Raw genomic sequence first — 26,310 nt, 5'->3', positions numbered from 1 at the left:
ATGCGCCCTCGAAAACACCGAAAAGCAAATGTGGGAGCGGGCTTGCTCGCGAATGCGGTGTGTCAGTCGCCGACGCTTTGTCTGACCCACCGCATTCGCGAGCAAGCCCGCTCCCACAGTTGATCTCCTTTGTTTTGAGATCGGTGTACGCATGACCCAGCACTACCAGCAACTCATGAATTCAGACGGGAGCGGTTATGGTTGATCGGCACGACTACGTGGCCCTCGAATGGGTCAAGGGCGAAATTGCCGAAACCCTGAAACAGGCCCGTTCGGCGCTGGACGCCTATGTTGAAGAAAGCAGCAGCGAGGCCATCGGCCAGTGCCTGGAATGCATCCATCAGGTGCATGGCAGCCTGTTGATGGTCGAGTTCTACGGCGCGGCCCTGTTCGCTGAAGAAATGGAACAACTGGCCCTCGCCCTGCAAGGCGCGCGCGTCAGCCAGCGCGACGAAGGCATTCGCCTGCTGCAACAGGGCCTTGGCCAACTGCCGCTGTACCTCGACCGCGTACACAGCGCCCGGCGCGACCTGCCCCTGGTGGTGCTGCCGCTGCTCAACGACCTGCGCAGCGTGCGCGGCGAAAGCCTGCTCTCGGAAACCAGCCTGTTCAGCCCGCAACTGCTGGTGATCCCGCCGCTGCCCGAAGACGCCCTGGCCCAGCGCACGCCAGAGGATTTCCCCGAACTGCTGCGCCAGTGGCGGCAGATGCTGCAACAGGCGCTGGTCGGTTTGCTGCGCGAAGACCACGGCCCCAGCAACCTGGAAGACATGGCGCGGGTCTTCGCCCGCCTCGAAGCCCTGTGCCATGGTGCGCCGCTGTTACCGTTGTGGCAGGTCACCTCGGCGCTGGTGGAAGGCATGCTCATTGGCGTGGTTGCCAACAGCCCGGCGTTGCGCAGTTTGCTCAAGGCCTGCGACAAGCAACTCAAGCGCCTGCTGATCCAGGGCATCAACGGCATCAACACCCCGGCCCCGGATGAGCTGCTCAAGAGCCTGTTGTTCTACGTCGCCAAAGTCACCCGACCGACTCCACGGATGCAAAGTTTGAAAGAACGATATGGCCTCGATGAAGCTTTGCCCGACAGCGCCGTGGTGGACGCCGAACGCGCCCGCCTGGCCGGCCCGGACCGCGACGCGATGGGCTCGGTGCTCGGCGCGTTGTGCGAGGAGCTGGTGCGGGTCAAGGAACGCCTGGACCTGTTCGTACGCAGCGACCGTCAGCACGCCTCGGACCTTGAGGCGTTGCTGGCGCCGCTGCGGCAGATCGCCGATACCCTCGCCGTATTGGGCTTCGGCCAGCCGCGCAAAGTGATCATCGACCAACTGGCGGTGGTACTCGGCCTGGCCCAGGGGCAGCGCGAACCCAACGATGCGGTATTGATGGACGTTGCCGGTGCGTTGCTCTACGTCGAGGCCACGCTGGCCGGGATGGTCGGCACTGTCGAGCCGGAGCGCCGCGAAGAAAGCCGCCTGCCTACCACCGACCTGACGCAGATCCACCGCCTGGTGATCCGCGAATCCTGCCAGTGCCTGACACAGGCCAAAGAGCTGGTGATCGACTGCATCGAGGCTCACTGGGACCGCCAGCGCCTGGAGTCGCTGCCCGAGTTGCTGACCCAGGTGCGCGGCGCGCTGGCGATGATTCCGCTGCCCCGTGCGGCGAGCCTGATGCGTGGCTGCAATGACTACGTCAACGAGCAACTGATGGTCGGCGACGCCGCGCCTTCCGAGGCGCAGCTTGAGCATTTTGCCGATGTGCTCACCAGCCTTGAGTACTACCTGGAACGCATGCTCCAGGACCACGACGCCCCGGGCGAACGGGTGCTGGAAGTCGCCGCTGAAGGCCTGGCCGCGCTGGGCTATTTGCCGGCCGAAAAACCCTGGCGCCAGGCACTGCTTGAGCAGGGTGATACGCCCACGGAGCAAACCCCGTTCCTCGCCGATGCGTTGGCCAGCCCCACCTCGCGCCTCAACCCGCCGGCACTCCAGCGTCCCGGCAGCCTGCTGCCGCCGCCCGCCGGTGAAGAAGCCATCGATGATGAACTGCGGGAAGTCTTCCTCGAAGAAACCGCCGAAGTTCTCGACGTGCTGCATCGCTATGTGCCTGCCGGCACCGCCAGCCTGGAAGACAAGGCCACCCTGAGCGAAATGCGCCGCGCCTTCCACACCTTGAAAGGCAGTGGCCGCATGGTGCGCGCCCTGGTGTTGGCAGAGCTGGCCTGGGCCGTGGAAAACCTGCTCAACCGCGTGCTGGAGCGCAGCGTCGCGCCGGGCCCGGATGTGCAAGCAGTGCTGGATGACGTGTTGGAATTGCTGCCGGAACTGATCACCGATTTTGCCGACGATGCCCAGCGCCAGCGCGATGACGTAGACGAACTGGCGGCGCGGGCGCACGCCCTGGCCAGCCGTGTCGAACCGTCGTCCACAGACCCGGCCGCCCTGGACCCGCAGTTGCTGGAAATCTTCCGCAACGAAGCCCAGAGCCACCTCGACAGCCTCAACCACTTCCTGCAACAGGCCACCGAGCACCTGCCGCTGCAAGTCAGTGATGAACTGCAACGCGCACTGCACACCCTCAAAGGCAGCGCCTATATGGCCGGTGTGTTGCCCATCGCCGAACTGGCGCGCCCGCTGGATCACCTGACCCGCGAATACAAGGCCCACCGCCTGCCGCTGGACCTGGATGAAATCGAATTGCTGCTGGAGGCCGAGGCGTTGTTCCAGCGCGGCGTGCGCCAGCTGGACAGTGACCCTCACGCGGCCATCAATGGTGCAGCAGGGCTGATCGAGCGCACGCAAAACCTGCTGAACAGCCAGCTTGAAGCCTTGCTGAATGCGCCCAACACCGGCCTGCGGATCAAGCGCGACCCGCAGTTGATCGCCAACTTCCTGGCCCAGGGCATGGACATCCTGCTGGACGCCGAAAGCCTGCTGCGCCGCTGGCAACAGCACCCCGGCGAACGCCAGGAACTGAGCGCGCTGCTGGACGAACTGACCACCCTCGGCGAAGGCGCGAACCTCGCCGACCTGCACCCGATGGACGAATTGTGCGAAGCCTTGCTCGACCTCTACGGCGCAGTGGAAGAAAGCAGCCTGGCGGTCAGCGAGCGCTTCTTCCACGAGGCCGAACAGGCCCACGAAGCCCTGATCAACATGCTCGACCAACTGGCCGCCGGCCAGGAAATCAGCGCGGCGCCGGCCCGGGTACGCGCCCTGCGCGAGCTGCTGGATGAAGGCCTCGACCCGTCCGCCACCGGCTTGATCAAGACCGATGGCAGCCGCGCGCTGAGCATCTCCGAGCTGGGCGCCGCTACGGCGAAGCTCGACCAGAGCTTCGCGGTGGATGACGAGATCGTCGAGATCTTCCTTGAGGAAGCGGTGGACATCCTCGACAGCGCCGGCCAGTCCTTGAAGCGTTGGCTGCTGGACCCGGATAACGCAGCGCCGCTGTCATCGTTGCAGCGGGATTTGCACACCCTCAAGGGTGGCGCGCGCATGGCTGAAATCGGCGCGGTGGGCGACCTGGCCCTTGAGCTGGAAAACCTTTACGAAGGTTTGGTGGACCGTCGCTACAGCTATTCCAGCGAGCTGGCCAATGTGTTGATGGCCAGTCATGAGCGGCTGGCGCTGTTGCTTGAGCAACTGCAACACCAGCAACCGTTGAGCGACTCCTCCGACCTGATCAGCCACTTGCGTGAGTTGCGCCAAGGCACCGGACAAGCGGCGCCCGCAGCGGCCGCCGAAGTCGAGACGCCGGGCAGTGATCCCGAGCTGCTGGATATCTTTCTCGAAGAGGCCGCCGACATCCTCGACAGCTCCGGCGCCGCGCTGTTGCGCTGGCAGGCCGAGCCGAAAAATCGCCAGGAAGTCGAGACACTGCTGCGCGACCTGCACACCCTCAAGGGCGGCGCTCGCATGGTCGAGATCGGCCCGATTGGCGACCTGGCCCATGAGCTGGAGTTTCTCTATGAGGGCTTGTCGGCAGGTTTGCTGGCGCCCTCGGCGGAGCTGTTCGCCTTGCTGCAAGGCTGCCACGACCGCCTGGCGCAGATGATCGATGCGGTGGCGGCGGGAATGCCGGTGGGCTCGGTGGACCTGCTGATCGAGCGCATCAAGAGCCTGGTGCGTCCGGCTGAAGTGACGGACGCACCGCTGGCGTTGACGGCAACCAAAACCGAGGCGGTGCCGGCCAGCGACCCGGCCGCCGACATGGTGAAGATCTCTGCCGACTTGCTGGATGACCTGGTCAACCTGGCGGGTGAAACTTCGATCTTCCGTGGGCGTATCGAGCAGCAGGTCAACGATGCGAGCATCGCCCTCAACGAGGTGGAAACCACCATCGAGCGTATGCGCGATCAACTGCGCCGCCTCGACACCGAGACCCAGGGCCGCATCCTCAGCCGCCAGCAGGCCGAGGCCGAACGCCTGGGCTACGAAGAATTCGACCCGCTGGAAATGGACCGCCATTCCCAGTTGCAACAACTGTCCCGGGCCCTGTTCGAATCGGCTTCCGACCTGCTCGACCTCAAGGAAACCCTCGACCGCCGCAACCAGGATGCCCACAACCTGCTGCAGCAACAGGCGCGCATCAACACCGAGTTGCAGGAAGGCCTGATGCGCACGCGCATGGTGCCCTTCGAACGCATGCTGCCACGGCTTAAACGCATCGTGCGGCAGGTGGCGGGCGAGCTGGGCAAGGACGTGGAATTTATCGTCGGCAATGCCGAAGGCGAGATGGACCGCAACGTGCTGGAGCGCATGGTCGCGCCGCTGGAACACATGCTGCGCAACGCCGTCGACCACGGCCTGGAATCCCGCGATGCACGATTGCTGGCCGGTAAACCCGAGAAAGGCCGCATCACCCTGGACCTGACCCACGAAGGCGGCGACATCGTTTTCGACATGCGCGACGACGGCGCCGGCGTGCCGCTTGAAGCCGTGCGGCGCAAGGCGATCAAGCGTGGCTTGCTCGACCCCAACCTGGAAATCAGCGACCGCGACGTGTTGCAGTTCATCCTGCAACCGGGGTTTTCCACTGCCGAAAAAATCACCCAGATTTCCGGGCGTGGCGTGGGCATGGACGTGGTGCATGAAGAAGTGCGCCAGCTGGGCGGCTCGATGGTCATCGACTCGACGCCGGGAGAGGGCGTGCACTTTCGCATTCGCCTGCCGTTCACCGTGTCGGTCAACCGGGCGATGATGGTGCAGTGTGCCGACGATCAATACGCGATCCCGCTGAACACCATCGAAGGGCTGGTGCGGGTCATGCCCCATGAGCTGGAAGGGCACTATCAGCAGGACCCGCCGCGCTACGAATACGCCGGCCAACGCTATGAACTGTTCTACCTCGGCGACCTGCTGCACACCGTCGGCCGCCCGAACCTGCTGGGCCAGTACCAGCCGCTGCCGGTGCTGCTGGTGCAATGCAACGAACGGCGCGTGGCGGTGCAAGTGGACGCCATGGCCGGCACCCGGGAGATCGTGGTCAAGGGCCTGGGGCCGCAGTTTGCCGGGGTGAAGGGGGTGTCTGGCGCAACCATCCTTGGCGATGGCCGCGTGGTGCTGATCATCGACCTGATGGCGCATATCCGCGCCCGGCCACCGGCGTTGCCGGCCCAGGCGGCGGACGCTCCGTTGATCCTCAACGACCCGCTGAAAAAGCGCCCGCTGCTGGTGCTGGTGGTGGACGACTCGGTCACCGTGCGCAAAGTCACCAGCCGCCTGCTGGAGCGCAACGGCATGAACGTGCTCACCGCCAAGGACGGCATCGACGCCATGGCCGTGCTGGAAGAGCACACCCCGGACCTGATGCTGCTCGACATCGAAATGCCGCGCATGGACGGCTTCGAAGTGGCCATCCAGGTGCGCGACGACCCGCGGCTGATGCGCATGCCCATCATCATGATCACCTCCCGCACCGGGCAAAAACACCGTGATCGTGCGATGGCGATTGGCGTCAACGACTACCTCGGCAAGCCTTATCAAGAGTCGGTGCTGCTGGAAAGCATCGCTTACTGGAGCAAGTCCCGTGCTTGATCACCGCGCAACTCAACTCACCGGCTTGCTGCTGCCATTGGCCGACCGTCACCTGTTGTTGCCCAACGTCGCCGTGGCCGAGCTGATCGACTTCCAGCGCGGCGAACCGGCCAGTGATGCGCCGCCGTGGTATTTGCGGCAGGTTACCTGGCGGGATCGGCAGTTGCCGTTGATCAGCTTTGAGGCCGCGTGTGGCGAGTCGGGCGTGGTGGGAGAGCGGGCGCGGATTGTGGTGTTGAACACCCTCGGAGGACGGCCGACGTTGAAGTTTATTGCGTTGGTGATCCAGGGGATTCCGCGTTCGTACAAGCTCGATAGCCAGTTGAGTTATGTGGACGTGCCGTTGTGCCCGCTGGAGTTGGCGGCGGTGCAGGTGGGGGAGCATGTGGCCAGGGTGCCGGACTTGATGGGATTGGAGGCGTTGTTGGTGGAGGCCGGATTGGCCTGAGCTACACATGTTGATGATCGTTCCCACGCTCCGCGTGGGAATGCAGCCTCGGACGCTCTGCGTCCAACTGGCGATGCAAGGCTCAAGTCTCGCGCTGTGGTGACGCGGAGCGTCACGGGATGCGTTCCCACGCAGAGCGTGGGAACGATCGTGCTGAGTTATGTGGACGTGCCGTTGTGCCCGCTGGAACTGGCGGCGTTGCTGGTGGGGGAGCATGTGGCGAAGGTGCCGGATTTGATGGGGTTGGAGGCGTTGCTGGTGGAGGCGGGGTTGGCCTGAGCTACCCATTTCCATAAGCAATAACATACGCTCAACTACGCACGAAAGCCTGATGGGGGCCGTAGTCATTTATGTCGGCGGCACGCAGTGCATGGATATATAACGTGCGTACTTCACTGGCTGCTATCAGGTTCGCGCTTCCCCAAGAGAACGGAGCGAGCCCTTGCTGCCTCAGGAGGCAGTCGGCCATCAGGCGTGAGTGTCGTCCGTTTCCATTGGGGAATGGGTGCAACGACACGAGTTGATGGTGGAAGCGCACAGCCACCTCTTCGGCAGGGAACACGTCGTGCTCCAGCCAGTAGCTCGTGTTATCGAGTAACTGGCGCAGGTTGACTGAGATTTTTGTCCAGTCGCAGCCAATATTTTTGTCGGACTTGCGAAACGTCCCGGCCCAGATCCAGGTATCGCTGAACATTTTGATGTGAAGTTGACGGCAGAAGTGTTCGTCCAGGACGTCCAACTTTTTTTGCCGCCCAAGCCAGCGCATGGCCTTGATGATGTTTGCCGCTTCCCATTCATCAAGTTCACCTTGAGTACCGATGTGCTTTGGCTTCAGGCCTGCGGCTTCATCAAGGTCTAACGGTGTTTGCCCAGGTTTGAGTTCAAGTTCTATCGCCATAGTCGAGCCCACGATCCGGAGAGCAGTTCTTTGCGTCGATCGTCTACCTGGCTTTCGATGAACGTATCTGAAGGCCGCTGATCTTCAAGGCTCATTGTGTGGGTGACACCCATAATCTCTTGCCTGGCCAGCCACTCGGCGCGGGCTTCAACCGTCTGGTGCAGTGGTTTTCGCGGCACCAGGGCGTAAACGAGTTCGCAGTCCAAACCCGCCGCCAACTTGCGTAATTGCGCGAGTGTGATCCGATCTTCGGCTTCGGCCCGTTCCGACTGTTGCAAGGTTGCGAAGGCTACGCCAACCAAGGCTGCTTGAGCCCGTAACGATCGGCCCAGTGCTTCCCTTATGGAGCGTAGCCAGCCGCCCGGCGGCGTGGGCTTGCCTCGTAGTGCTTCAAAGGGTTCGAGTGCCCGCTCCACTTGGGCAAGGCGCAATTTGGAGAGATCGGATGAGGCCATGGGATGCCACCTTTTTTAGCTTGGAAGTATTCGTATCCTGCCTATTGTATGCCCTTAAGCATACGTTTAAATATTTATTGATAGGCTATGAGCATACATAATTATATATTATGTATGTCCAAATGCGATCAATAGTGGATATATAGTATGGTTATAGGCAATCGGTGTGGATGAGTTCCTGTGATCCTTGTCGTGAGCGGGGTAAGCCCGCTCACGACAACTGCGCTTGGTCATTGGCGCTTTGCATTCGGCCGCTTTCAGCGGCTATACGATTTGGAAATGAAGGCTAGATGGGACGATTCCGAGCAACAACCCGAAAAGTTCGTAGGAACAATCGGTGCGTATTTGCCTTCGGATTTTTCCTGCAACCTCTCGCGCTATGCATGAACTTGTTGTGCCCTGCGATCGCGCCTAGTCTTCGTGCGTCGTCGCAAAAAACGGTGACACGGACGTGCAAGTCCGACGAAACTGTTTAGGCGTACAAACGCCCAGCCATCCAACGGGCGTTTTTTGTGCTCGCTGCTTTATGGCGGCTGCGCGCAGGAGGTCTTCGGACCTGCTGGGTGTCCTAAACAGGCCCGGTCTTGCACACCTGCGCACGGTCGCCACCCTCATTCGCGTGCAAGCGAACGGTGGCGCTCCTTACTCATCTGTTTAGGAGTTTCATCATGTTCAAACCTACCCCCAATCCGCCCCACAACGCCGAAATCGAACGCCGTAAACTCCAGGCCGCCGCCGAGCGTGCCATGGATCATTACTTTCCGACTTCCGCTTCATCGTCACTCTTTACCGTCACGCCCTCTCAATCCACCGAAGCCCTGCTGGCCAACGCTTCTGAAACCTTTGCCTCACTCAACGCCCTGACTTCCAACCTGGCCTTTGAATTGGAAGGTTCCCAGCGCGGCGTGGTGCTGGCCATTCAGCAGATGAGTGAGCTGGGGCAGTTACTGGTTGATCAAGCGTTGGAGCAGGTGAGCCCAACGGCGATGTGACGAAGTGGGAGCAGTCCCAAAAAGGGACTGATGATGATCGTTCCCATGCTCCGCGTGGGAATGCAGCCTCGGACGCTCTGCGTCCAACTGGCGATGCAAGGCTCAAGTCTCGCGCTGTGGTGACGCGGAGCGTCACGGGATGCATTCCCACGCAGAGCGTGGGAACGATCGCATCGGCGTGTGCTTTTTACAGTCGGATTTTTCCTGCAACCTCTCGCGCTGTGCATGAACTTGTTGTGCGCTGCGATCGCGCCTAGTCTTCGTGCGTCATCGCAAAAAACGGTGACACGGACGTGCAAGTCCGGTTACATGTCGGCGCACCAACGCCCATAGCCATTCAACGGGCGTTTTTTATGCCTGCTGTATTTCTTATGGCGGCTGTGCGTGGGAGATCCCTTGGGGTCTGCCGGGGTCCGATATGCCCGGTCTTGCACACCTGCGCACAGCTGCCACCTTATTCGCGTGCAAGCGGACGGTGTCAGCTTCCCTAATACATATCGGAGCTGCACATCATGTTCAAACCTACCCCCAATCCGCCCCACAACACCGAAATCGAACACCGCAAACTCCAGGCCGCCGCCGAGCGTGCCATGGATCATTACTTTCCGACTTCCGCTTCATCGTCACTCTTTACCGTCACGCCCTCTCAATCCACCGAAGCCCTGCTGGCCAACGCTTCTGAAACCTTTGCCTCACTCAACGCGCTGACCTCCAACCTGGCCTTTGAATTGGAAGGTTCCCAGCGCGGTGTGGTGCTGGCCATTCAGCAGATGAGTGAGCTGGGGCAGTTACTGGTTGATCAGGCGTTGGAGCAGGTGAGCCCAGCGGCGATGTGAAGAAGTGGGATCAGTCCAATTTTGGGACTCATGTGTACATTCTTAAGAACACAGCCGATCAAAATGTGGGAGCTGGCTTGCCTGCGATGCGGGCGACTCGGTGAGTCAGGCTCACCGCAGCGATGCCATCGCAGGCAAGCCAGCTCCCACATTTGATCTCTATCGGTTCCAACCCCGCGTTCATTGGAAAACCATTACTCCAATCGTAACGGTTCACCGCGCAGCTTGATTGATGCCCCCCCAATACCCTCCTAAGGTACAGCCCACGACAGCAAATCCCGTGGAGCGACCATGACAACAACAACTTCCCCCGACTCGCGCTGGACGCGGCGGCGCGATGAGAAGCAGCGCCGCCTCGCATTGGTGCGATCCTTCGCCGATGGCGCCGTGCTCCCCAGCGAGCGCATTGTCGAAGCCCTGGAAGCCCTGATCCTCCCCGGCGACCGCGTGGTGCTGGAAGGCAACAACCAGAAGCAGGCCGATTTCCTCTCGCGCTCCCTGGCCAAGGCCGACCCCGCCAAGCTCCACGACCTGCACATGATCATGCCCAGCGTCGGCCGTTCCGAGCACCTGGACCTGTTTGAAAAGGGCATCGCCCGCAAGCTGGATTTCTCCTTCGCCGGCACCCAGTCCCTGCGCATCAGCCAGTTGCTGGAAGACGGCCTGCTGGAAATTGGCGCGATTCATACCTACATCGAACTCTACGCGCGGCTGGTGGTGGACCTGATCCCCAACGTGGTCCTGTCGGCCGGCTTCATGGCCGACCGCGCCGGCAATATCTACACCGGCCCGAGCACCGAAGACACACCCGCGCTGATCGAGCCGGCCGCCTTCAGCGATGGCATCGTCATCGTCCAGGTCAACCAACTGGTGGATGACGTCACCGACCTGCCGCGCGTCGACATCCCCGCGAGCTGGGTCGATTTCGTGGTGGTCGCTGACAAGCCCTTCTACATCGAACCGCTGTTCACCCGCGACCCACGCCACATCAAGCCCGTGCATGTGTTGATGGCGATGATGGCGATCCGCGGCATCTATGAAAAACACAACGTTCAATCGCTGAACCACGGCATCGGTTTCAACACCGCCGCCATCGAATTGATCCTGCCGACCTACGGTGAATCCCTGGGCCTGAAGGGCAAGATCTGTCGCAACTGGACCCTCAACCCGCACCCAACCCTGATCCCGGCCATCGAAAGCGGCTGGGTCGAAAGCGTGCATTGCTTCGGCACCGAACTGGGCATGGAGAACTACATCGCCGCCCGGCCGGATGTGTTCTTCACGGGTCGCGACGGCTCGCTGCGCTCCAACCGAATGTTCTGCCAGCTGGCCGGCCAGTACGCGGTGGACCTGTTTATCGGCGCCACCTTGCAGGTCGATGGCGACGGGCATTCCTCCACCGTTACCCGTGGCCGCCTCGCCGGTTTTGGTGGTGCGCCGAACATGGGCCACGACCCGCGCGGTCGCCGCCATGGCACACCCGCCTGGCTCGACATGCGCCACGACGACGCTCCCGAGGCCTTGCTCGAACGCGGCAAAAAGCTCGTGGTGCAGATGGTCGAGACCTTCCAGGAAGGCGGCAAACCCACCTTTGTCGAAACCCTCGACGCGGTGGAAGTCGCCCGCAAAAGCGGCATGCCCCTGGCGCCGATCATGATCTACGGCGATGACGTCACGCACCTGCTCACCGAAGAAGGCATCGCCTACCTGTACAAGGCCCGTTCCCTGGAAGAGCGCCAGGCGATGATCGCTGCCGTCGCCGGGGTGACCGCCATCGGCATGCGCCACAACCCCAAGGACACCGCACGCATGCGTCGCGAAGGCCTGATCGCGCTGCCCGAAGACCTCGGCATCCGCCGCACCGACGCTACCCGCGAGTTGCTGGCCGCCAAGAGCGTGGCCGATCTGGTGGAGTGGTCCGGTGGCTTGTACAACCCGCCCGCCAAGTTCAGGAGCTGGTAAATGCACGCACTCAAACTGCACGACCTGACGCTGGCCGAACGCCTGGCCGACATGGCCGTCGACGCCTTGATCGATGAGGCGGACCTGTCGCCGAAACCCGCCCTGGTAGACCGTCGCGGCAACGGCGCCCATACCGATTTGCACCTCGGCTTGATGCACGCCTCGGCGCTGTCGCTGTGGCCGGCGTTCAAGGAAATGGCCGAGGCCGCGGTCGAATTTGGCGAAGTCGGTTTGCCCCTGCGTGAAGCCCTCGGGCGCATCGGTCGCGAAGGTGAGCAGGCGATGCTCGTCACCACCAGCGGCGTTAATACCCATCGTGGCGCGATCTGGGCGCTCGGCCTGTTAGTCGCCGCCGCCGCACTGCAACCGGAATCCTGCACTGCCAGCGCGGTGACGTTGCGCGCCGCCCGCCTGGCCTTGCTCAACGACCGTTACGCACCGCAACCGCTGAGCCACGGCGCCCAGGTCGCACAACGCTACGGCGCACGCGGTGCTCGCGAAGAAGCGCAACTGGGCTTCCCGTCGGTGCTGCAACGCGGCCTGCCCCAACTGAAGAAAAGCCGCCTGCAGCAATACGGCGAACAGAACGCGCGCCTCGACGCCTTGCTGGCGATCATGACCGACCTGGCCGACACCTGCGTGCTCTACCGCGCCGGCCCTGAAGGCTTGCAGGCCATGCAGCAGGGCGCCCAAGCGGTACTGGACGCCGGCGGCAGCGCAAGCCTCGCCGGCCGCCGCCAACTTCATGAGCTGGACCAGCAACTGCTGGCGCTGAATGCCTCCCCCGGTGGCGCCGCCGACCTGTTGGCCGCCTGCCTGTTTATCGACCGCCTCGACGGAGCGCTGTGATGGAAACCTTATCCTTTGAATTCCCCGCCGGGCAGCCCGCCAAGGGCCGCGCGCTGGTAGGCTGCGTCGGCTCCGGCGACCTCGAAGTGCTGCTGGAACCGGGCACCGCCGGCACCCTGACGATCCAGGTGCAGACCTCGGTGAACGGTGCGCAGCTGCGTTGGCAGCATCTGTTCGAACGGATCTTCCAGGAACAGACACCCCCCGCATTGAACATCGATATCCACGACTTCGGCGCCACACCCGGCGTGGTGCGCTTGCGCCTGGAGCAAGGCTTCGAGGAGATCGGTCATGACTGACTTGCTGAACAAACACAGCTTCGTCGAACTCGGCGCCCGGCAGCGGGCCAAGGCCTTGCTCGATGCGGGCAGCTATCGCGAATTGATCGATCCGTTCCAGCGCGTCATGTCGCCGTGGCTGAGCCGCCAGGGCGTGGTGCCGCAGGCAGATGACGGCGTGGTGATCGCCAAGGGCAGCATCGCCGGCTTGCCGGTGGTCATCGCGGCCATCGAAGGCAATTTCCAGGGCGGCAGTCTCGGTGAAGTCGGCGGCGCAAAGATGGCCGGTGCACTGGAGTTGGCTGCTGAAGACAACCGCAACGGCATCCCGACCCGCGCCATCCTGCTGCTGGAAACCGGCGGCGTGCGCTTGCAGGAAGCCAACCTGGGCCTGGCCGCGATTGCCGATATCCACGCGGCGATTGTCGACCTGCGCCAGTACCAGCCGGTAATCGGCGTGGTGGCCGGCAGCGTCGGTTGCTTTGGTGGCATGTCCATCGCGGCGGGCCTGTGCAGTTATCTGCTGGTGACCCGCGAGGCGCGCCTTGGCCTGAACGGCCCGCAGGTGATCGAACAGGAAGCCGGGCTTGAGGAATACGACTCCCGCGACCGGCCCTTCATCTGGAGCCTGACCGGCGGTGAGCAACGCTTTAACAGCGGCTTGGCCGACCGGTATGTGGCCGACGACGTGGCGCAGATTCAGCAGCAAATCACTGAGCTGCTGCAACAAGGCTTGCCGGAAAAACAGCGCAGCCGTCAGGTTGATCACTATCTGGAACGCCTGGCCGCACTGAACGCCGAACCGCAAATCGACCCGGCGACGGTTCGCGATCTGTATCAGGGAGAACGCTCATGAGAGGTTTGCAGTGGTTCAACGCATTGAGCGGCGACGCAGCGCCAGTGAGCGGTTTGCCGAACTCGCTGAAAGTTGCCGACGGTGTGCTCGGTGATCAGTCAGTGCGCTTTATCGCGGTGGTCACCGACCCACAAAACCGCTTCCCTCGCGCTCGCAACGGTGAAGTTGGTTTGCTGGAAGGCTGGGGCTTGGCCAAGGCGGTTGATGAAGCGATCGATACCGGCGACAAGCGTCCGCTGATTGCCATCGTGGATGTGCCGAGCCAGGCCTACGGTCGTCGCGAAGAGGCCTTGGGCATTCACCAGGCATTGGCCGCCGCTGCCGACAGCTACGCCCGTGCCCGCCTGGCCGGTCACCCGGTGATCGCGCTGCTGGTGGGCAAGGCGATGTCCGGCGCCTTCCTCGCCCATGGTTACCAGGCCAACCGCCTGATTGCCCTGCGCGACCCCGGCGTGATGGTGCATGCCATGGGCAAGGCTTCGGCGGCGCGGGTAACCCTGCGCAGTGTTGAAGAGCTGGAAACCCTGGCCGCCAGCGTGCCGCCGATGGCCTATGACATCGACAGTTATGCCAGCCTTGGCTTGCTCTGGGAGACCTTGTCGGTCAGCCAGATCGAGCAGCCCACCACCGAAGATGTGGCGCGTGTCAGCGAGTGCCTGGTGCAGGCGATCAAGGATGTGCAGGCCGGCGGTCGTGACCTGAGCGGTCGCCTGGGCGCCACTAACCGCGCGGCCTCCAGCCACGTGCGCCAACTGCTGCGGGAGCAATGGTGAACGCTCACGACTTGCTCTGGGGCATGACCCCGGCGCATGCGCCCGCTGATGCGCCGGCCTGGGTGCTGGAAGCATTGGCCGCTGGGCATCCGGTGGTGGTGCGCCGGGCGAACGCGTCGCCGGGCCAGGTAGCGGTGGGGGTACGCGGGCGCTTGCGCGAGCAGCGCTTCGCCGCCGTGATGCCGATGGCGGCGGTGCAGCGGCGCGTGGTGCCGGAAGACCTGCGCGGTGTGATCTCGCCAAGGGATTTGCCGGCGTTGCAGGCCCTCGCTCAGTTGCGACCGGTGCTGGCGGGAGAGAGTTGGGGCGTCACCGGCAGTGCGGGTTTCGAGTTGGCCAGCGGCGTCGAAGCGTTGCATGCCAAGAGCGATCTGGATTTGATTCTGCGCACGCCCGAGCGCCTTGAACGCAGCGATGCAGAGGACCTGCTGGCGATACTGGATACGGCGGTGTGCGCCGTGGACCTGCAACTGCAAACGCCTTTTGGCGCGGTCGCGTTGCGTGAATGGGCCGGTGGTTCGCGTCGCGTGCTGCTGAAAAATGCCGGTGGCGCGCAGTTGGTGCTCGACCCGTGGCAGGCCTTGGCATGAGCAGCCTCCTGGCATTCCCGGGGCAGGGCGCCCAGCGTCCCGGCATGCTCCAGCAACTGCCGCGTGCGGTGCTGGACGAAGCCAGTGCTGCCCTCAATGAGGATGTGCTTACCCTGGATTCTGCCGAAGCGCTGGCCTCGACCCGTGCCGTGCAGCTCTGCCTGTTGATTGCCGGTGTGGCCAGTGCGCGTTTGCTGGAACACACCCCCGATTACGTCGCCGGCCTGTCCATTGGTGCCTATCCGGCCGCCGTGATCGCCGGCTCGCTGGACTTTGCCGACGCGTTGAAACTCGTCAGCCTGCGCGGCGAATTGATGCAACACGCGTATCCCCACGGCTACGGCATGACCGCCTTTATCGGCCCGGACCTGTCCACCGTCGAAGCCTTGCTTGCTCAGGTCCACAGCCCGCAAGCCCCGGTTTACCTGGCCAATATCAATGCCGACAACCAGACGGTCATCGCCGGCAGCGATGAGGCCATGAAGGCGGTCGCCAATCTGGTGCGCGGCAACGGCGTCGCCAAACGCCTGGCCGTCAGCGTGCCGTCTCATTGCGTACTGCTGGAAAAACCCGCCGAGGCCCTGGCCGAAGCATTCGCCCAAGTGACACTGAAACCGCCGAGCATCACCTACCTGAGCAGCACCCGCGCCCGGCCGATCCACAACACCGAACACCTGCGCGACGACCTCGCCTTCAACATGTGCCGCATCGTCGACTGGCGCGGCACCGTGCAAAGCGCCTTCGAGCGCGGTGTGCGCCTGCATATCGAACTGCCTCCCGGTGCCGTGCTTACGGGCCTCGCGCGCCGGGTGTTCGAGCAAGGCACCGTCATCGCCTTCGAAGGCGCCCGCCTGGACACCTTGCAGGCCTTGCTGCGAGAGGAGGGAAACCATCACCGATAGAGCTCCACCAAGGCTGATGCTGGTCGGTCAAGAGATAGAGCGGGTCACCAATGACCTGTGGCGAGGGAGCGTGCTCCCGTTGGAGTGCGCAGCGCTCCGAGGATTTCAGGGCCGCTACGCAGCCCAACGGGAGCACGCTCCCTCGCCACAGGTACGGTATTCATCTTTATCGGATCGGCATTGCCGCCCAAGGCTTTCGAAGCACAAAAACAACAATTTCGATGAAGCACTTTGAGGACAACCATCATGATTATTTACGGTGTGGCGTTGCTGGCGATCTGCATGTTGGCCGGCGTGATTCTGGGCGACATGCTCGGCGTGTTGCTGGGAGTCAAATCCAACGTGGGCGGGGTGGGGATCGCGATGATCCTGCTGATCTGCGCACGGTTGTGGATGCACAAACACGGCGGCATGACCAAGGAATGCGAGATGGGTGTCGGCTTCTGGGGGGCCATGTACATCCCGGTAGTGGTGGCGATGGCGGCGCAACAGAACGTGGTCACCGCGCTGCACGGCGGCCCGGTGGCGGTGCTGGCGGCGATTGGTTCGGTGGTGGTGTGCGGTTGCACGATTGCCTTGATCAGCCGCACGCACAAGGGCGAACCGTTGCCCGATGAAGAGCCGCTGATTGCGGCTGCACCTGTCGCGGGAGGTCGCTGATATGTGGGAACTCATCGAGAAAGGCCTGGCAAATAACGGCTTGGTCACCGCCTTTGCATTTGTCGGCGTGGTGATGTGGATTTCGGTGGTGCTGTCCAAGCGCCTGACCTTCGGACGCATCCACGGCTCAGCCATCGCGATTGTGATCGGGCTGGTGCTGGCCTGGGTGGGCGGCACCTTGACCGGCGGGCAGAAAGGCCTGGCGGATGTGGCGCTGTTTTCCGGGATCGGCTTGATGGGCGGCGCCATGCTGCGGGACTTTGCCATCGTGGCCACGGCGTTTGAAGTACAGGCCACCGAGGCGCGCAAGGCCGGCTTGATTGGTGCGATTGCCTTGCTGCTGGGCACGGTGCTGCCGTTTATTGTGGGCGCGAGTATCGCCTGGGCGTTTGGTTATCGCGATGCGATCAGCATGACCACCATCGGCGCGGGCGCGGTGACGTACATCGTCGGGCCGGTGACCGGGGCGGCGTTGGGTGCAAGCTCGGATGTGGTGGCGCTGTCCATTGCGACTGGGTTGATCAAGGCGATCCTGGTGATGGTGGGCACGCCCATGGCGGCACGCTGGATGGGCCTGGATAACCCGCGCTCGGCGATGGTGTTTGGCGGCCTGGCCGGTACGGTGAGCGGCGTGACGGCAGGCCTGGCGGCGACGGACCGGCGGTTGGTGCCGTATGGCGCGTTGACCGCCACCTTTCACACCGGGCTTGGGTGCTTGCTGGGGCCGTCGGTGCTCTACTTCATCGTGCGCGGGATTGTTGGCTAACCTGAGATGTGTCGACCGCTTTTGTGGCGAGGGAGCTTGCTCCCGCTGGAGCGCGAAGCGGTCCCAATGCATTCTTCCTGAAACAACGCGGGCGCTGATTTTACGACTGCTGCGCAGCCGAGCGGGAGCAAGCTCCCTCGCCACAGGGGATCATTGTCAGGTTTGGCGGTTCGCATACATCCGGCACTCCGCCAACAGCGCGAGCAGGTTCGGGTCGCGCTCCTTGGCTTTCAGAAACACCACGCCAATGTGCTGCTGCAAACGGTAGCGCGGTTGCAGGGGAATCAGCTTCACCCGGTTCTCGTACACCGCCGCAATCCGTCCCGGCAGCAGCGCATAACCCACGCCCGAACTGACCATGCTCAGCAGGGTGAAGATGTCGTTGACCTGCATCGCCACCTTCGGCTCGAACCCCGCCTGCTTGAATACGCGGTTGCCGTCCTGGTGGGTGGCGAAGCCTTGGGTGAGGGTAATGAAGGTGGCGTCGCGCACATCCGCCAGGTCGATTTGCTGCTCGCGGTCCAAGGGTGAATCGGCCGGGGTGGCGAGGAAGATATCGTCGGAGAACAGGGCGATCTGCTCGCAGTCGGGATCGTTGGCGTGCTCGTCGAGGGAGATCAGGATCGCGTCGACTTCCATGTTCTTCAGCTTGTACAGCAGGTCGAAATTCGAGCCGAGGATCAGGTCGATATTCAGCTCGCTGCGACGAATCTTCAGCCCCATGATCAACTGCGGCACGGTCTTCACCGTCAGCGAATACAACGAGCCCAGCTTGAAACGCTCGGCGGAAAAGCCGGCGGCCTCGCGGGTCAGCCGCACACTGTCCACCACATCCTGCACCAGCTTCTGCGCGCGCTCTTCCAGCACATAGGCGCTTTCCAGCGGCGTGAGGTTGCGCCCTTCGTGCTTGAACAGCGGGCAGCGCAGGGCGTTTTCCAGGGAGTGGATCGCCCGGTGCACGCTGACGTTGCTGGTCTGCAATTCAGCCGCCGCCCGCGCCAGGTTGCCGGTGCGCATGAACGCCAGGAAGATTTCCAGCTTCTTGAGGGTGAACTCTTCGTCGATCAGCATGGGCGTGACTCTTGTTCGAATGCCGTCGATTGTGCCCCTAAAACCAGTTCACTCCCAGCCATGCACTGCACAGGCCCAACACTACGCCGAGGATGATCAGCCAGATCGCGTTGAGTCTTGTGTAATACACCACGGCAGCGCTGGCCAGGGTCAGTACCAGGCTGGTGGCGTTGTTTTCCAGGCTGTTCATCAGGATGTAGCTGGCGGCCAGGATCAGCCCGATGGAGATCGGCAGCAGGCTGCCTTTGACCCGCTGCACCCACGGGGTTTTGGTGTGTTTTTCCAGCCAGCCGGCGCCGAGGTAGGTGAGTACCGAGCAGGGCACCAGCTTGGCGGTCAGGGCCACCAGGGCGCCGGGCAACCCGGCGGCTTGCTGGCCGATAAATACCAGGAACATGCCATTGGGCCCCGGCAAGGCCTGGGACAAGGCGAAGAAGGCGACGAACTGGGCGTCGGTGATCCAGTTCATGTCGGTGACGGTGTAGCGGTGGATATCGCTCAGGGCCACGGTGTTACCGCCAATCGCCATCAGCGACCACAGCGCGCATTGGATCATCAGGTGAAACAGCACGCTCTGCATCAGCCAGCCACCTTCTGCTTGCCCATGAAACTCAAGGCCAACGAGCTGGGAATGCAGATCAGCAGGACCATCCACAACGGCAGCACCAGCACCGCCATCAACACGAAGGTCAGGACGAACGCGCTGTAATTCGCCAGGGTTCGCGGCATGGCCTTGAGCAGGCGCAGAGTGGTGCCGAGCATCAGCCCGGTGGCGATCGGCATCACCGCGCCGAAGATCTGCTGCACCACGTCATGGCTCCACCATTTGGCATAGGCGAAGCCGGCCAGCACGGTGATCAGCGAGGGGAACAGATACAAGCCGACCACGGTCACAACCGCACCCGGCAAACCGTGCAGGCGCCGACCGTAGATGATGCCGACGTTGGCGATATTCGGCCCGGGGAAAAATTGGCCGGTGGTCAGCAACTCGTTGAAGCCTTGTTCGCTGACCCACTGCCTGCGGTCGACCATCATCTGCCGCGCCCAGGGCATCACGCCGCCAAAGCCGAACAGGCCGACCATGGCGAAGTTGTAAAACAATTGCCACAGACTCGGGTGGGGCTGGGCAGGTTCGAGGTCGGGCATGGGCGTTACCGATGAGGGGCTTTTATGTAGGAGCTGGCTTGCCTGCGATAGCGGTGGGTCAGACATGCATCTGCTGCTGATAAACCGCTATCGCAGGCAAGCCAGCTCCCACAGGATGAAGCGAATCATCCATCGGCATGTGTATTTGGGCAAATGAAGAAAGGTTGTTACCTGATATTGGGTGGGTGACGTCAGAATGGTCGAGGTGATAACCGTTATTCGAGGTGAGTGACACATGTATCACGGGGAACGATTCAACGCCTGGAGCCACTTGCTCGGGGCGGTTGCGGCTTTTGTGGGTGCGGTATGGATGTTGGTGGTGGCCGGTATGGACGGCAGCCCCTGGAAGATTGTCAGCGTAGCGATCTACGGTTTCACATTGCTGGTGTTGTACAGCGCGTCCACCGTTTACCACAGCGTGCGCGGGCGCAAGAAAGCGATCATGCAGAAGGTCGATCACTTTTCGATCTACCTGCTGATTGCCGGCAGCTACACGCCGTTTTGCCTGGTGACGCTGCGCGGGCCGTGGGGCTGGACGCTGTTCGGGATTGTGTGGGGGCTGGCGGTGATCGGCATCCTGCAGGAGATCAAGCCACGTTCCGAGGCGCGGATCCTGTCGATCGTGATCTATGCGGTAATGGGCTGGATCGTGCTGGTGGCGGTCAAGCCGCTGATTGCTGCGCTGGGGCCTACCGGGTTTGCCTGGCTGGCGTCGGGCGGGGTGCTGTACACCGTGGGCATTATTTTCTTTGCCCTGGAGGACCGCTTGCGGCACTCCCACGGGATCTGGCATTTGTTCGTGATCGGCGGCAGCCTGCTGCATTTCGTAGCGATCATGGGGTACGTGTTATAGCCGGTCCAATTGCTCCTGGGCCCGGCTGCCGAAGATCTCCAACAGGCTCGCCAGCATATGCGGCGGCGGTTCGTCGGCGCGGGTCAGGGCGTACAAGGTGATTGGCAGCGGCGGTGCCAGCGGGCGAATGCAGGTGGTGGCCGGTGATGCGCCGAGGGCGGTGAACGGATCAATCACCGCCAGCCCGGCGCCGGATTCGACCATGGCCCTGGCCAGGGAATAGGTCTGCACTGCGATGCTGACCCGTGGCGGTGGATCGACCGCTTCCAGGTAGCTGTCCAGCTTCGCCGACAACGGGTCGGCGCTGGACAGGCCAATCAACGGCGCGCCCGCCAGGGCCATCAGCGGCAACGGTTTGCCCAGCTCGTTTTCCTTCCAGTAACCCTGCGGCGCCAGTGCCACCAGCACGCCGTGGGCCAACGGCTGGGCGTTCAGCCCTGGGTGATCGGGCGGTTGCAGGGTCAGCGCCACGTCGACCTCACGCATCAACAGGTTTTGCACCAGCTCGCGGCTGTGGGCGCTGGACAGCTCGCAGGCGATGTCCGGGTAGCGTTGGGTCCATTCGCGGATGGCCGGCGGCAGCAACGACAGGGCCAGCGCGGGTGTTGCGCCGATACGCAGGCTCTGGCCCGGCTCGCGGCGCAGGTTCTGCGCCAGGCGCCGCACGCCTTGCAGGCTTTCGGTGACCTTGTCGACTTCGCGCTCCAGCGCCAGCGCTTCCGGGGTTGGCTGCAGCTTGCCGCGTATACGCAGGAACAGCGGGAACCCCAACTGCAACTCGGCGTGCTGCAGCACCTTGCTCACCGCCGGCTGCGAGACATGCAGCAACTGGGCGGCGGCGCTGATGGAACCGGTCTGGCGGATGGCCTGGAAGATTTCGATATGACGCAAGCGCATGGGCAGTCCATAACCTTTGTTTATGGGTGACCCATCTTTATTCATTGTCCCGCCGCTGTCACCTGCCTCTAACCTTCAAGCCTGACATCGCACGGTTAAGGGACGCACATGGCTCAGCAGGTTTGCATCATCGGTGGCGGGGTTATCGGCCTGGCGAGTGCCTACGCGCTGGTGCGTGCCGGCATGCAGGTGACGGTGGTCGAAGCTCGGGAAACCCTGGGCAGCGAGACCAGCTTCGCCAACGGCGGGCAGTTGTCCTACCGCTATGTCGCACCGCTGGCCGACAAGGGCGTACCCCTGCAAGCCATCGGCTGGATGCTGCGCGGTGACTCGCCGCTGAAGCTGCGCCCGCGCATGGACCCGGCGCAGTGGCGCTGGATGGCCTCGTTCCTGGGCGCCTGCCGTGGCTCGGTGAACCAGCGCAATGCGGCCCACCTGCTGCGCCTGGCGTCCTTGAGCCAGGGCACCCTGCAACGCTGGCGTGAAGAAGACCAACTGGGCGGTTTCCACTGGCGGCGCAACGGCAAGCTGGTGACCTTTCGCAGCCTCGACAGCTATGAACGCGCCTTGAATAAAGTGACCGACCCGCTGCAACAGCAAGTGCTCTCGGCGGCGGACTGCGCACGGCTGGAACCGACCCTGGACAGCGCCAGTTTTGCCGGCGGCATCTATACGCCCAATGAAGAGGTCGGCGACTGCCATGGGTTCTGCCAGCAACTGGCGGCGCGCCTTGAAGCGTCGGGGCGTTGCACGTTCCTGTTGGGGCGCAAGGTGACGGCGATTCGTCACAGCGCAGGCGCCGTGCAGGCTATCGAAATGGGCAGTGAAGTCTTGCCGGTGCAGCACCTGGTGCTGGCCGCCGGGCACCGTAGCCCCGAGCTGGCCTTGCCGGGTATGTCACTGCCGCTGTATCCCCTCAAGGGTTACAGCCTGAGCGTGCCGATTGGCGCGCAGCATCAGGCGCCGAACATCAGCATCACCGATTACGACCGCAAGATCGTCTACGCGCGCATCGGTGAGCAACTGCGGGTGGCGGCGATGGTGGATATTGTCGGCTTCGACACCCGCCTGGAACCCAAGCGCCTGGCGCTGATTAAGCGCCAGGCACTTGAGACGTTCCCGCTGGCCGGTGACTACCAGCACGCGGTCGAATGGGCCGGTATGCGCCCGGCCACGCCGACCGGCGTGCCGTTGATTGGTGCCAGCGCCTACAGCAACCTGTGGCTTAACCTCGGCCACGGCGCCCTCGGGTTTACCCTGGCTTGCGGCAGCGGCCAGGTACTGGCCGAGTTGATTGGCCGGCACACCACTTCCATTGATATGCAGGGCTTCGCGCCCCGTGCCGCTTGAGGATATTTCGATGACCATCACCCGAATCAACAGCAACAGCCGCTTGTCTGGCGCCGTGGTTTTTCAGAATTTGGTGTTCCTGTCCGGCCAGGTGCCGGGCGAAGGCCGTGATGTGAAGACCCAGACCGAACAGGTGCTGGCCAGGATTGATGCGCTGCTGGCCGAGGCCGGCAGCGACAAGGATCATCTGCTGAATGCGACCATCTACCTGAACAATATCCAGGAGGGTTTTGCGCCGATGAATGAAGTCTGGTCCGCCTGGCTATCGCCGGGGCAGGCACCGACGCGTACCACGTTGCAGGCGCAGTTGGCGCGACCGGACGTGCTGGTCGAGATCAGTGTCATTGCAGTGCGCCGTACCTGAACCTTTAACCACCAACGGAGAATAACAATGCAAAAAATCACGTTGATCGGCTGCACCCTGGGACTGTTGTTGGGGGCTCAGGCCCATGCCACCGAGGCCCCCTTGGACGGCACGCTGAGCAAGATCGCCAACGCCAGGAGCATCACCCTCGGCTACCGCGATGCCTCGGTGCCGTTTTCCTATGTGGGGGATCACAGCGGCAAGCCCATGGGCTATTCGGTGGAGCTGGCGAACAAGATCGTCGAGCGTATCCAGCAGAAAACCGGTGTGCCGAAGCTCAACGTGAAGTACAACCTGGTGACTTCCCAGACCCGCATAGCCCTGGTGCAAAACGGCACCGTGGACCTGGAATGCGGTTCCACCGGCGTGACCGCCGAGCGGCAGAAGCAGGTAGCGTTTTCCTACGGGTTTATCTACGTGAAGGGCCAGTTGCTGACCGCCAACGACAGCGGCATCAAAAGCTTCGCCGACCTGCAAGGCAAGAACGTGGTAACCACCGCCGGTACCACCAACGAGCGGTTCCTCAAGAGCTACAACGTCGATCACAAACTGAACATGTCGGTGATCAGCGCCAAGGACCACGGCGAAGCCTTCCAGATGCTGCAATCCGGCCGGGCGGCGGCGTTCTACATGGATGACGCGTTGCTCTACGGGGAGCGCGCCAAGGCCAGGGACCCGCACAAGTGGGTGGTGGTCGGGGAAGAACAGTCGCGGGAAATCTACAGCTGCATGGTGCGCAAGGACGACCCGCAGTTTCTCGCGGTGGTCAACGAGACCCTGGCCGGGCTGTACAGCTCGGGGGAGATCAACGGGATTTACCAGCGCTGGTTTGAGCAGCCGATTCCGCCCAAGGGCCTGAACCTGGAATTCCCGATGACCAGTGAGCTGAAGGCGATTATTGCGACGCCTGTGAGTGACCCGGTGGAGTAACGGAGTGCAAACCCGATCCAAATGTGAGAGCTGGCTTGCCTGCGATAGCGGTGTATCAGCAACAGATGTGTAGCTGACCCACCGCTATCGCAGGCAAGCCAGCTCCCACATTTGATGGGATTTGCAAAGCGGGTTTAGAAGTCGCCCCAGAGTTGTTGAGCCACCGCCAGCGCCACGACTGGCGCAGTTTCGGTACGCAGCACCCGTGGGCCCAACCGTGCGGCATGAAACCCCGCACCTTGTGCCGTCTCGACTTCGCCATCAGTCAATCCACCCTCCGGCCCGATCAGGAAGGCCAGGCTCCCAGGCTTGGCGTGGCTCACCAGGGGCTCGGCCACCGGGTGCAGCACCAGCTTCAAATCCGCTTCGGCCTGTTTCAACCAATCCGCCAGCAACAGCGGTGGGTGAATCACCGGCACTCGCGAGCGACCGCACTGCTCGCACGCGCTGATCGCCACCTGGCGCCAGTGCTGCAGGCGTTTGTCGGCGCGTTCGTCCTTGAGGCGCACTTCGCAGCGGTCGCTGAAGATCGGGGTGATTTCATTCACCCCAAGCTCGGTGGCTTTCTGGATCGCCCAGTCCATTCGCTCGCCACGGGACAGGCCCTGGCCGAGGTGAATCTGCAGCGGCGACTCGACCTGCCCGGCGAAGGTTTCGGTGACTTGCACCACCACGCGTTTTTTGCCGACTTCCAGCAAGCTGGCGCGAAACTCCTGGCCGGAACCGTCGAACAACTGCACGGGGTCGCCTTCGCTCATGCGCAATACGCGGCTGATGTAGTGCGCCTGGGCTTCCGGCAACTCGTGGTCGCCAAGGCTCAGGGGGGCGTCGACAAAAAAGCGGGACAGTCTCATTTCTGTTCTCTGGAAATAGTGTGCAGGGCGGACGCGGAGCGTCCATGGCTGCATTCCCACGCGGAGCGTGGGAACGATCAACTCAATCAGCCCGGATCACGAAACCCCGGGTGGAAATCCTTGGGCACCGCCACGCTGACCTTGCTGTTGGTGGCAATGTCGATCCCTTCGCTGGCCACTTCAGCCAGGAAGTCGATCTGCTCCGGGGTGATCACATACGGCGGCAGGAAGTACACCACGCTGCCCAACGGCCGCAGCAACGCGCCTCGCTCCAGCGCATGTTCGAACACCTTCAGGCCACGGCGTTCCTGCCACGGGTAGGCGGTCTTGGTGGCCTTGCCCTGCACCATCTCGATGGCCAGCACCATGCCGGTCTGGCGCACTTCCGAGACGTGCGGATGGTCCACCAGGTGCGCGGTGGCGGTGGCCATGCGCTGGGCCAGGGCCTTGTTGTTTTCGATGACGTTGTCTTCTTCGAAGATATCCAGGGTCGCCAGGGCCGCCGCACAGGCCAGCGGGTTGCCGGTGTAGCTGTGGGAGTGCAGGAAGGCGCGCAGGGTCGGGTAGTCGTCGTAGAAGGCGTCGTACACATCGTCGGTGGTGACCACCGCGGCGAGCGGCAGGTAGCCGCCGGTCAGGGCCTTGGACAGGCACAGGAAGTCCGGGCGGATGCCGGCCTGTTCACAGGCGAACATCGTACCGGTGCGGCCAAAGCCCACGGCGATTTCGTCGTGGATCAGGTGCACGCCATAACGGTCGCAGGCTTCGCGCAGCAGCTTGAGGTACACCGGGTGGTACATGCGCATGCCGCCGGCGCCCTGGATCAGCGGCTCGACGATCACGGCGGCCACGGTGTCGTGGTTTTCGACCAGGGTCTGCTCCATGGCCAGGAACATGTTCCGGGAATGTTCTTCCCAGCTCATGCCGTCGGGGCGCAGGTAGCAGTCGGGGCTCGGCACCTTGATGGTGTCCAGCAGCAGGGCTTTATAGGTCTCGGTGAACAGCGGCACATCGCCAACCGACATCGCGGCGATGGTTTCGCCGTGGTAGCTGTTGGTCAGGGTGACAAAGCGCTTCTTGTTCGGCAGGCCGCGGTTGAGCCAATAGTGAAAGCTCATCTTCAGCGCGACTTCGATGCACGACGAACCGTTGTCGGCGTAGAAGCAGCGGGTCAGGCCTTCGGGGGTCATCTTCACCAGGCGCTCGGACAGCTCGATTACCGGCTGGTGACTGAAACCGGCGAGGATCACGTGTTCCAGCTGGTCGACCTGGTCCTTGATGCGCTGGTTGATGCGCGGGTTGGCGTGGCCAAACACGTTGACCCACCAGGAACTGACGGCGTCGAGGTAGCGTTTGCCTTCGAAGTCTTCCAGCCAGATGCCTTCACCGCGCTTGATCGGGATCAGCGGCAGTTGCTGGTGGTCTTTCATCTGGGTGCAGGGATGCCACAGCACCGCAAGGTCGCGTTGCATCCACTGGTTGTTCAAACCCATGTTTATTCTCCTCGAAGCGGCTCGCGACGTGCGCGGGCGAAACAATCGC

The 26,310-nt window shown here is 62.8% G+C and carries 26 protein-coding genes; 18 read left to right on the top strand and 8 right to left on the bottom strand.

The window, feature by feature from the left end; all coding sequences use genetic code 11:
• Positions 1–197 precede the first annotated feature (197 nt).
• The 3 genes from HX811_RS29650 (at position 198) to HX811_RS29640 (ending at position 6,765) form a co-directional block, all read left to right on the top strand.
• Positions 198–6,038 (top strand): Hpt domain-containing protein, encoded by a 5,841-nt coding sequence (locus tag HX811_RS29650; RefSeq protein WP_177048540.1) that lies wholly within the window; start codon positions 198–200, stop codon positions 6,036–6,038.
• Positions 6,031–6,486, top strand: coding sequence for a chemotaxis protein CheW (locus HX811_RS29645; protein WP_003213725.1), 456 nt, complete (start codon positions 6,031–6,033; stop codon positions 6,484–6,486). The genes HX811_RS29650 and HX811_RS29645 overlap by 8 nt, the downstream gene beginning before the upstream one ends.
• Before the next feature lie 150 nt (positions 6,487–6,636).
• Positions 6,637–6,765, top strand: a complete 129-nt coding sequence (locus HX811_RS29640; RefSeq protein ID WP_371132471.1) for a hypothetical protein — start codon at positions 6,637–6,639, stop codon at positions 6,763–6,765.
• 31 nt (positions 6,766–6,796) lie between these two features.
• Here the strand turns inward: HX811_RS29640 and HX811_RS29635 are convergent, their stop codons facing one another.
• Positions 6,797–7,384 carry a mobile mystery protein B gene (locus HX811_RS29635; protein WP_177048538.1) on the bottom strand — a complete coding sequence of 196 codons (588 nt, stop codon included), beginning with the start codon at positions 7,382–7,384 and terminating at the stop codon, positions 6,797–6,799.
• Entirely contained in the window at positions 7,375–7,839 is a 465-nt protein-coding gene (locus tag HX811_RS29630) for a mobile mystery protein A (protein ID WP_177048536.1), read from the bottom strand. The genes HX811_RS29635 and HX811_RS29630 overlap by 10 nt, the downstream gene beginning before the upstream one ends.
• A gap of 668 nt (positions 7,840–8,507) precedes the next feature.
• Between HX811_RS29630 and HX811_RS29625 the strand changes: the two genes are divergently transcribed.
• From HX811_RS29625 to madM, 11 genes are all read left to right on the top strand, one after another.
• A complete protein-coding gene (locus HX811_RS29625) occupies positions 8,508–8,831 on the top strand; it encodes a DUF6124 family protein (RefSeq protein WP_177048534.1) in 324 nt (107 codons plus the stop codon).
• 512 nt (positions 8,832–9,343) lie between these two features.
• Positions 9,344–9,667 carry a DUF6124 family protein gene (locus tag HX811_RS29620; RefSeq protein WP_008434138.1) on the top strand — a complete coding sequence of 108 codons (324 nt, stop codon included), beginning with the start codon at positions 9,344–9,346 and terminating at the stop codon, positions 9,665–9,667.
• Positions 9,668–9,958: 291 nt separating this feature from the next.
• Positions 9,959–11,629 carry a malonate decarboxylase subunit alpha gene (gene mdcA / locus HX811_RS29615; RefSeq protein ID WP_026077844.1) on the top strand — a complete coding sequence of 557 codons (1,671 nt, stop codon included), beginning with the start codon at positions 9,959–9,961 and terminating at the stop codon, positions 11,627–11,629.
• A complete protein-coding gene (locus HX811_RS29610; protein WP_087693241.1) occupies positions 11,630–12,478 on the top strand; it encodes a triphosphoribosyl-dephospho-CoA synthase in 849 nt (282 codons plus the stop codon).
• A complete protein-coding gene (locus tag HX811_RS29605; protein WP_003216806.1) occupies positions 12,478–12,777 on the top strand; it encodes a malonate decarboxylase subunit delta in 300 nt (99 codons plus the stop codon). The genes HX811_RS29610 and HX811_RS29605 overlap by 1 nt, the downstream gene beginning before the upstream one ends.
• A complete protein-coding gene (locus tag HX811_RS29600) occupies positions 12,770–13,612 on the top strand; it encodes a biotin-independent malonate decarboxylase subunit beta (RefSeq protein ID WP_177041208.1) in 843 nt (280 codons plus the stop codon). The genes HX811_RS29605 and HX811_RS29600 overlap by 8 nt, the downstream gene beginning before the upstream one ends.
• Positions 13,609–14,385: a biotin-independent malonate decarboxylase subunit gamma gene (gene mdcE, locus HX811_RS29595; RefSeq protein ID WP_177048532.1), complete on the top strand. Its 777-nt coding sequence runs from the start codon at positions 13,609–13,611 to the stop codon at positions 14,383–14,385. Before HX811_RS29600 ends, mdcE begins: the two co-directional genes overlap by 4 nt.
• On the top strand, positions 14,379–14,975 hold the full coding sequence (locus tag HX811_RS29590; protein ID WP_177048530.1) for a malonate decarboxylase holo-ACP synthase: 597 nt from the start codon (positions 14,379–14,381) through the stop codon (positions 14,973–14,975). Before mdcE ends, HX811_RS29590 begins: the two co-directional genes overlap by 7 nt.
• Entirely contained in the window at positions 14,972–15,877 is a 906-nt protein-coding gene (mdcH, locus tag HX811_RS29585; RefSeq protein ID WP_177048528.1) for a malonate decarboxylase subunit epsilon, read from the top strand. Before HX811_RS29590 ends, mdcH begins: the two co-directional genes overlap by 4 nt.
• A gap of 246 nt (positions 15,878–16,123) precedes the next feature.
• Positions 16,124–16,537, top strand: a complete 414-nt coding sequence (gene madL, locus HX811_RS29580) for a malonate transporter subunit MadL (protein WP_003216818.1) — start codon at positions 16,124–16,126, stop codon at positions 16,535–16,537.
• Position 16,538: 1 nt separating this feature from the next.
• On the top strand, positions 16,539–17,303 hold the full coding sequence (madM, locus tag HX811_RS29575) for a malonate transporter subunit MadM (protein ID WP_003216820.1): 765 nt from the start codon (positions 16,539–16,541) through the stop codon (positions 17,301–17,303).
• Between the two features lie 156 nt (positions 17,304–17,459).
• Here the strand turns inward: madM and HX811_RS29570 are convergent, their stop codons facing one another.
• The 3 genes from HX811_RS29570 to HX811_RS29560 are packed head-to-tail and all read right to left on the bottom strand — an operon-like array spanning position 17,460 to position 19,520.
• The gene (locus tag HX811_RS29570) at positions 17,460–18,374 is read right to left on the bottom strand and encodes a LysR substrate-binding domain-containing protein (RefSeq protein WP_177048526.1); all 915 of its coding nucleotides are present in this window, start codon (positions 18,372–18,374) and stop codon (positions 17,460–17,462) included.
• 37 nt (positions 18,375–18,411) lie between these two features.
• Positions 18,412–18,954, bottom strand: a complete 543-nt coding sequence (locus HX811_RS29565; protein WP_177009103.1) for a chromate transporter — start codon at positions 18,952–18,954, stop codon at positions 18,412–18,414.
• Complete coding sequence (locus HX811_RS29560) at positions 18,954–19,520, bottom strand: chromate transporter (RefSeq protein WP_003216826.1); 567 nt, start codon at positions 19,518–19,520, stop codon at positions 18,954–18,956. Before HX811_RS29560 ends, HX811_RS29565 begins: the two co-directional genes overlap by 1 nt.
• A gap of 235 nt (positions 19,521–19,755) precedes the next feature.
• Between HX811_RS29560 and HX811_RS29555 the strand changes: the two genes are divergently transcribed.
• A complete protein-coding gene (locus HX811_RS29555; RefSeq protein ID WP_008434116.1) occupies positions 19,756–20,373 on the top strand; it encodes a hemolysin III family protein in 618 nt (205 codons plus the stop codon).
• Here the strand turns inward: HX811_RS29555 and HX811_RS29550 are convergent.
• A complete protein-coding gene (locus HX811_RS29550; protein WP_177020237.1) occupies positions 20,368–21,270 on the bottom strand; it encodes a LysR family transcriptional regulator in 903 nt (300 codons plus the stop codon). The genes HX811_RS29555 and HX811_RS29550 overlap by 6 nt on opposite strands.
• A gap of 108 nt (positions 21,271–21,378) precedes the next feature.
• Here HX811_RS29550 and HX811_RS29545 point away from each other — a divergent pair, with 108 nt between their 5' ends.
• From HX811_RS29545 to HX811_RS29535, 3 genes are read left to right on the top strand one after another with little or no spacing between them, the layout of a single operon-like run.
• Positions 21,379–22,620 carry a D-amino acid dehydrogenase gene (locus HX811_RS29545; RefSeq protein ID WP_177022321.1) on the top strand — a complete coding sequence of 414 codons (1,242 nt, stop codon included), beginning with the start codon at positions 21,379–21,381 and terminating at the stop codon, positions 22,618–22,620.
• A 10-nt stretch (positions 22,621–22,630) separates the two neighbouring features.
• Positions 22,631–22,984 (top strand): RidA family protein, encoded by a 354-nt coding sequence (locus tag HX811_RS29540; protein WP_177009105.1) that lies wholly within the window; start codon positions 22,631–22,633, stop codon positions 22,982–22,984.
• A 27-nt stretch (positions 22,985–23,011) separates the two neighbouring features.
• Positions 23,012–23,914, top strand: coding sequence for a transporter substrate-binding domain-containing protein (locus tag HX811_RS29535; RefSeq protein ID WP_087693232.1), 903 nt, complete (start codon positions 23,012–23,014; stop codon positions 23,912–23,914).
• A gap of 134 nt (positions 23,915–24,048) precedes the next feature.
• Here the strand turns inward: HX811_RS29535 and HX811_RS29530 are convergent, their stop codons facing one another.
• Both HX811_RS29530 and HX811_RS29525 read right to left on the bottom strand, forming a co-directional pair.
• Positions 24,049–24,768, bottom strand: a complete 720-nt coding sequence (locus HX811_RS29530; protein WP_087693231.1) for a 16S rRNA (uracil(1498)-N(3))-methyltransferase — start codon at positions 24,766–24,768, stop codon at positions 24,049–24,051.
• 86 nt (positions 24,769–24,854) lie between these two features.
• Positions 24,855–26,261: an adenosylmethionine--8-amino-7-oxononanoate transaminase gene (locus tag HX811_RS29525; protein ID WP_177048524.1), complete on the bottom strand. Its 1,407-nt coding sequence runs from the start codon at positions 26,259–26,261 to the stop codon at positions 24,855–24,857.
• Positions 26,262–26,310: the final 49 nt, after the last annotated feature.

It is taken from the genome of Pseudomonas sp. F8002 (assembly GCF_013385495.1).
GTDB lineage: Bacteria > Pseudomonadota > Gammaproteobacteria > Pseudomonadales > Pseudomonadaceae > Aquipseudomonas.
This window is presented reverse-complemented; position numbering and strand designations above follow the sequence as displayed.

Coding starts and splice junctions, on each gene's coding strand:
- HX811_RS29605 (WP_003216806.1), top strand. CDS start 12,478: ATGGAAACCTTATCCTTTGAATTCCCCGCCGGGCAGCCCGCCAAGGGC.
- HX811_RS29550 (WP_177020237.1), bottom strand. CDS start 21,270: ATGCGCTTGCGTCATATCGAAATCTTCCAGGCCATCCGCCAGACCGGT.
- madM (WP_003216820.1), top strand. CDS start 16,539: ATGTGGGAACTCATCGAGAAAGGCCTGGCAAATAACGGCTTGGTCACC.
- HX811_RS29540 (WP_177009105.1), top strand. CDS start 22,631: ATGACCATCACCCGAATCAACAGCAACAGCCGCTTGTCTGGCGCCGTG.
- HX811_RS29635 (WP_177048538.1), bottom strand. CDS start 7,384: ATGGCGATAGAACTTGAACTCAAACCTGGGCAAACACCGTTAGACCTT.
- HX811_RS29535 (WP_087693232.1), top strand. CDS start 23,012: ATGCAAAAAATCACGTTGATCGGCTGCACCCTGGGACTGTTGTTGGGG.
- mdcE (WP_177048532.1), top strand. CDS start 13,609: ATGAGAGGTTTGCAGTGGTTCAACGCATTGAGCGGCGACGCAGCGCCA.
- HX811_RS29555 (WP_008434116.1), top strand. CDS start 19,756: ATGTATCACGGGGAACGATTCAACGCCTGGAGCCACTTGCTCGGGGCG.
- HX811_RS29570 (WP_177048526.1), bottom strand. CDS start 18,374: ATGCTGATCGACGAAGAGTTCACCCTCAAGAAGCTGGAAATCTTCCTG.
- HX811_RS29525 (WP_177048524.1), bottom strand. CDS start 26,261: ATGGGTTTGAACAACCAGTGGATGCAACGCGACCTTGCGGTGCTGTGG.
- HX811_RS29600 (WP_177041208.1), top strand. CDS start 12,770: ATGACTGACTTGCTGAACAAACACAGCTTCGTCGAACTCGGCGCCCGG.
- HX811_RS29590 (WP_177048530.1), top strand. CDS start 14,379: ATGGTGAACGCTCACGACTTGCTCTGGGGCATGACCCCGGCGCATGCG.
- mdcH (WP_177048528.1), top strand. CDS start 14,972: ATGAGCAGCCTCCTGGCATTCCCGGGGCAGGGCGCCCAGCGTCCCGGC.
- HX811_RS29530 (WP_087693231.1), bottom strand. CDS start 24,768: ATGAGACTGTCCCGCTTTTTTGTCGACGCCCCCCTGAGCCTTGGCGAC.
- madL (WP_003216818.1), top strand. CDS start 16,124: ATGATTATTTACGGTGTGGCGTTGCTGGCGATCTGCATGTTGGCCGGC.
- HX811_RS29625 (WP_177048534.1), top strand. CDS start 8,508: ATGTTCAAACCTACCCCCAATCCGCCCCACAACGCCGAAATCGAACGC.
- HX811_RS29560 (WP_003216826.1), bottom strand. CDS start 19,520: ATGCCCGACCTCGAACCTGCCCAGCCCCACCCGAGTCTGTGGCAATTG.
- HX811_RS29545 (WP_177022321.1), top strand. CDS start 21,379: ATGGCTCAGCAGGTTTGCATCATCGGTGGCGGGGTTATCGGCCTGGCG.
- HX811_RS29620 (WP_008434138.1), top strand. CDS start 9,344: ATGTTCAAACCTACCCCCAATCCGCCCCACAACACCGAAATCGAACAC.
- mdcA (WP_026077844.1), top strand. CDS start 9,959: ATGACAACAACAACTTCCCCCGACTCGCGCTGGACGCGGCGGCGCGAT.
- HX811_RS29630 (WP_177048536.1), bottom strand. CDS start 7,839: ATGGCCTCATCCGATCTCTCCAAATTGCGCCTTGCCCAAGTGGAGCGG.
- HX811_RS29565 (WP_177009103.1), bottom strand. CDS start 18,954: ATGCAGAGCGTGCTGTTTCACCTGATGATCCAATGCGCGCTGTGGTCG.
- HX811_RS29650 (WP_177048540.1), top strand. CDS start 198: ATGGTTGATCGGCACGACTACGTGGCCCTCGAATGGGTCAAGGGCGAA.
- HX811_RS29610 (WP_087693241.1), top strand. CDS start 11,630: ATGCACGCACTCAAACTGCACGACCTGACGCTGGCCGAACGCCTGGCC.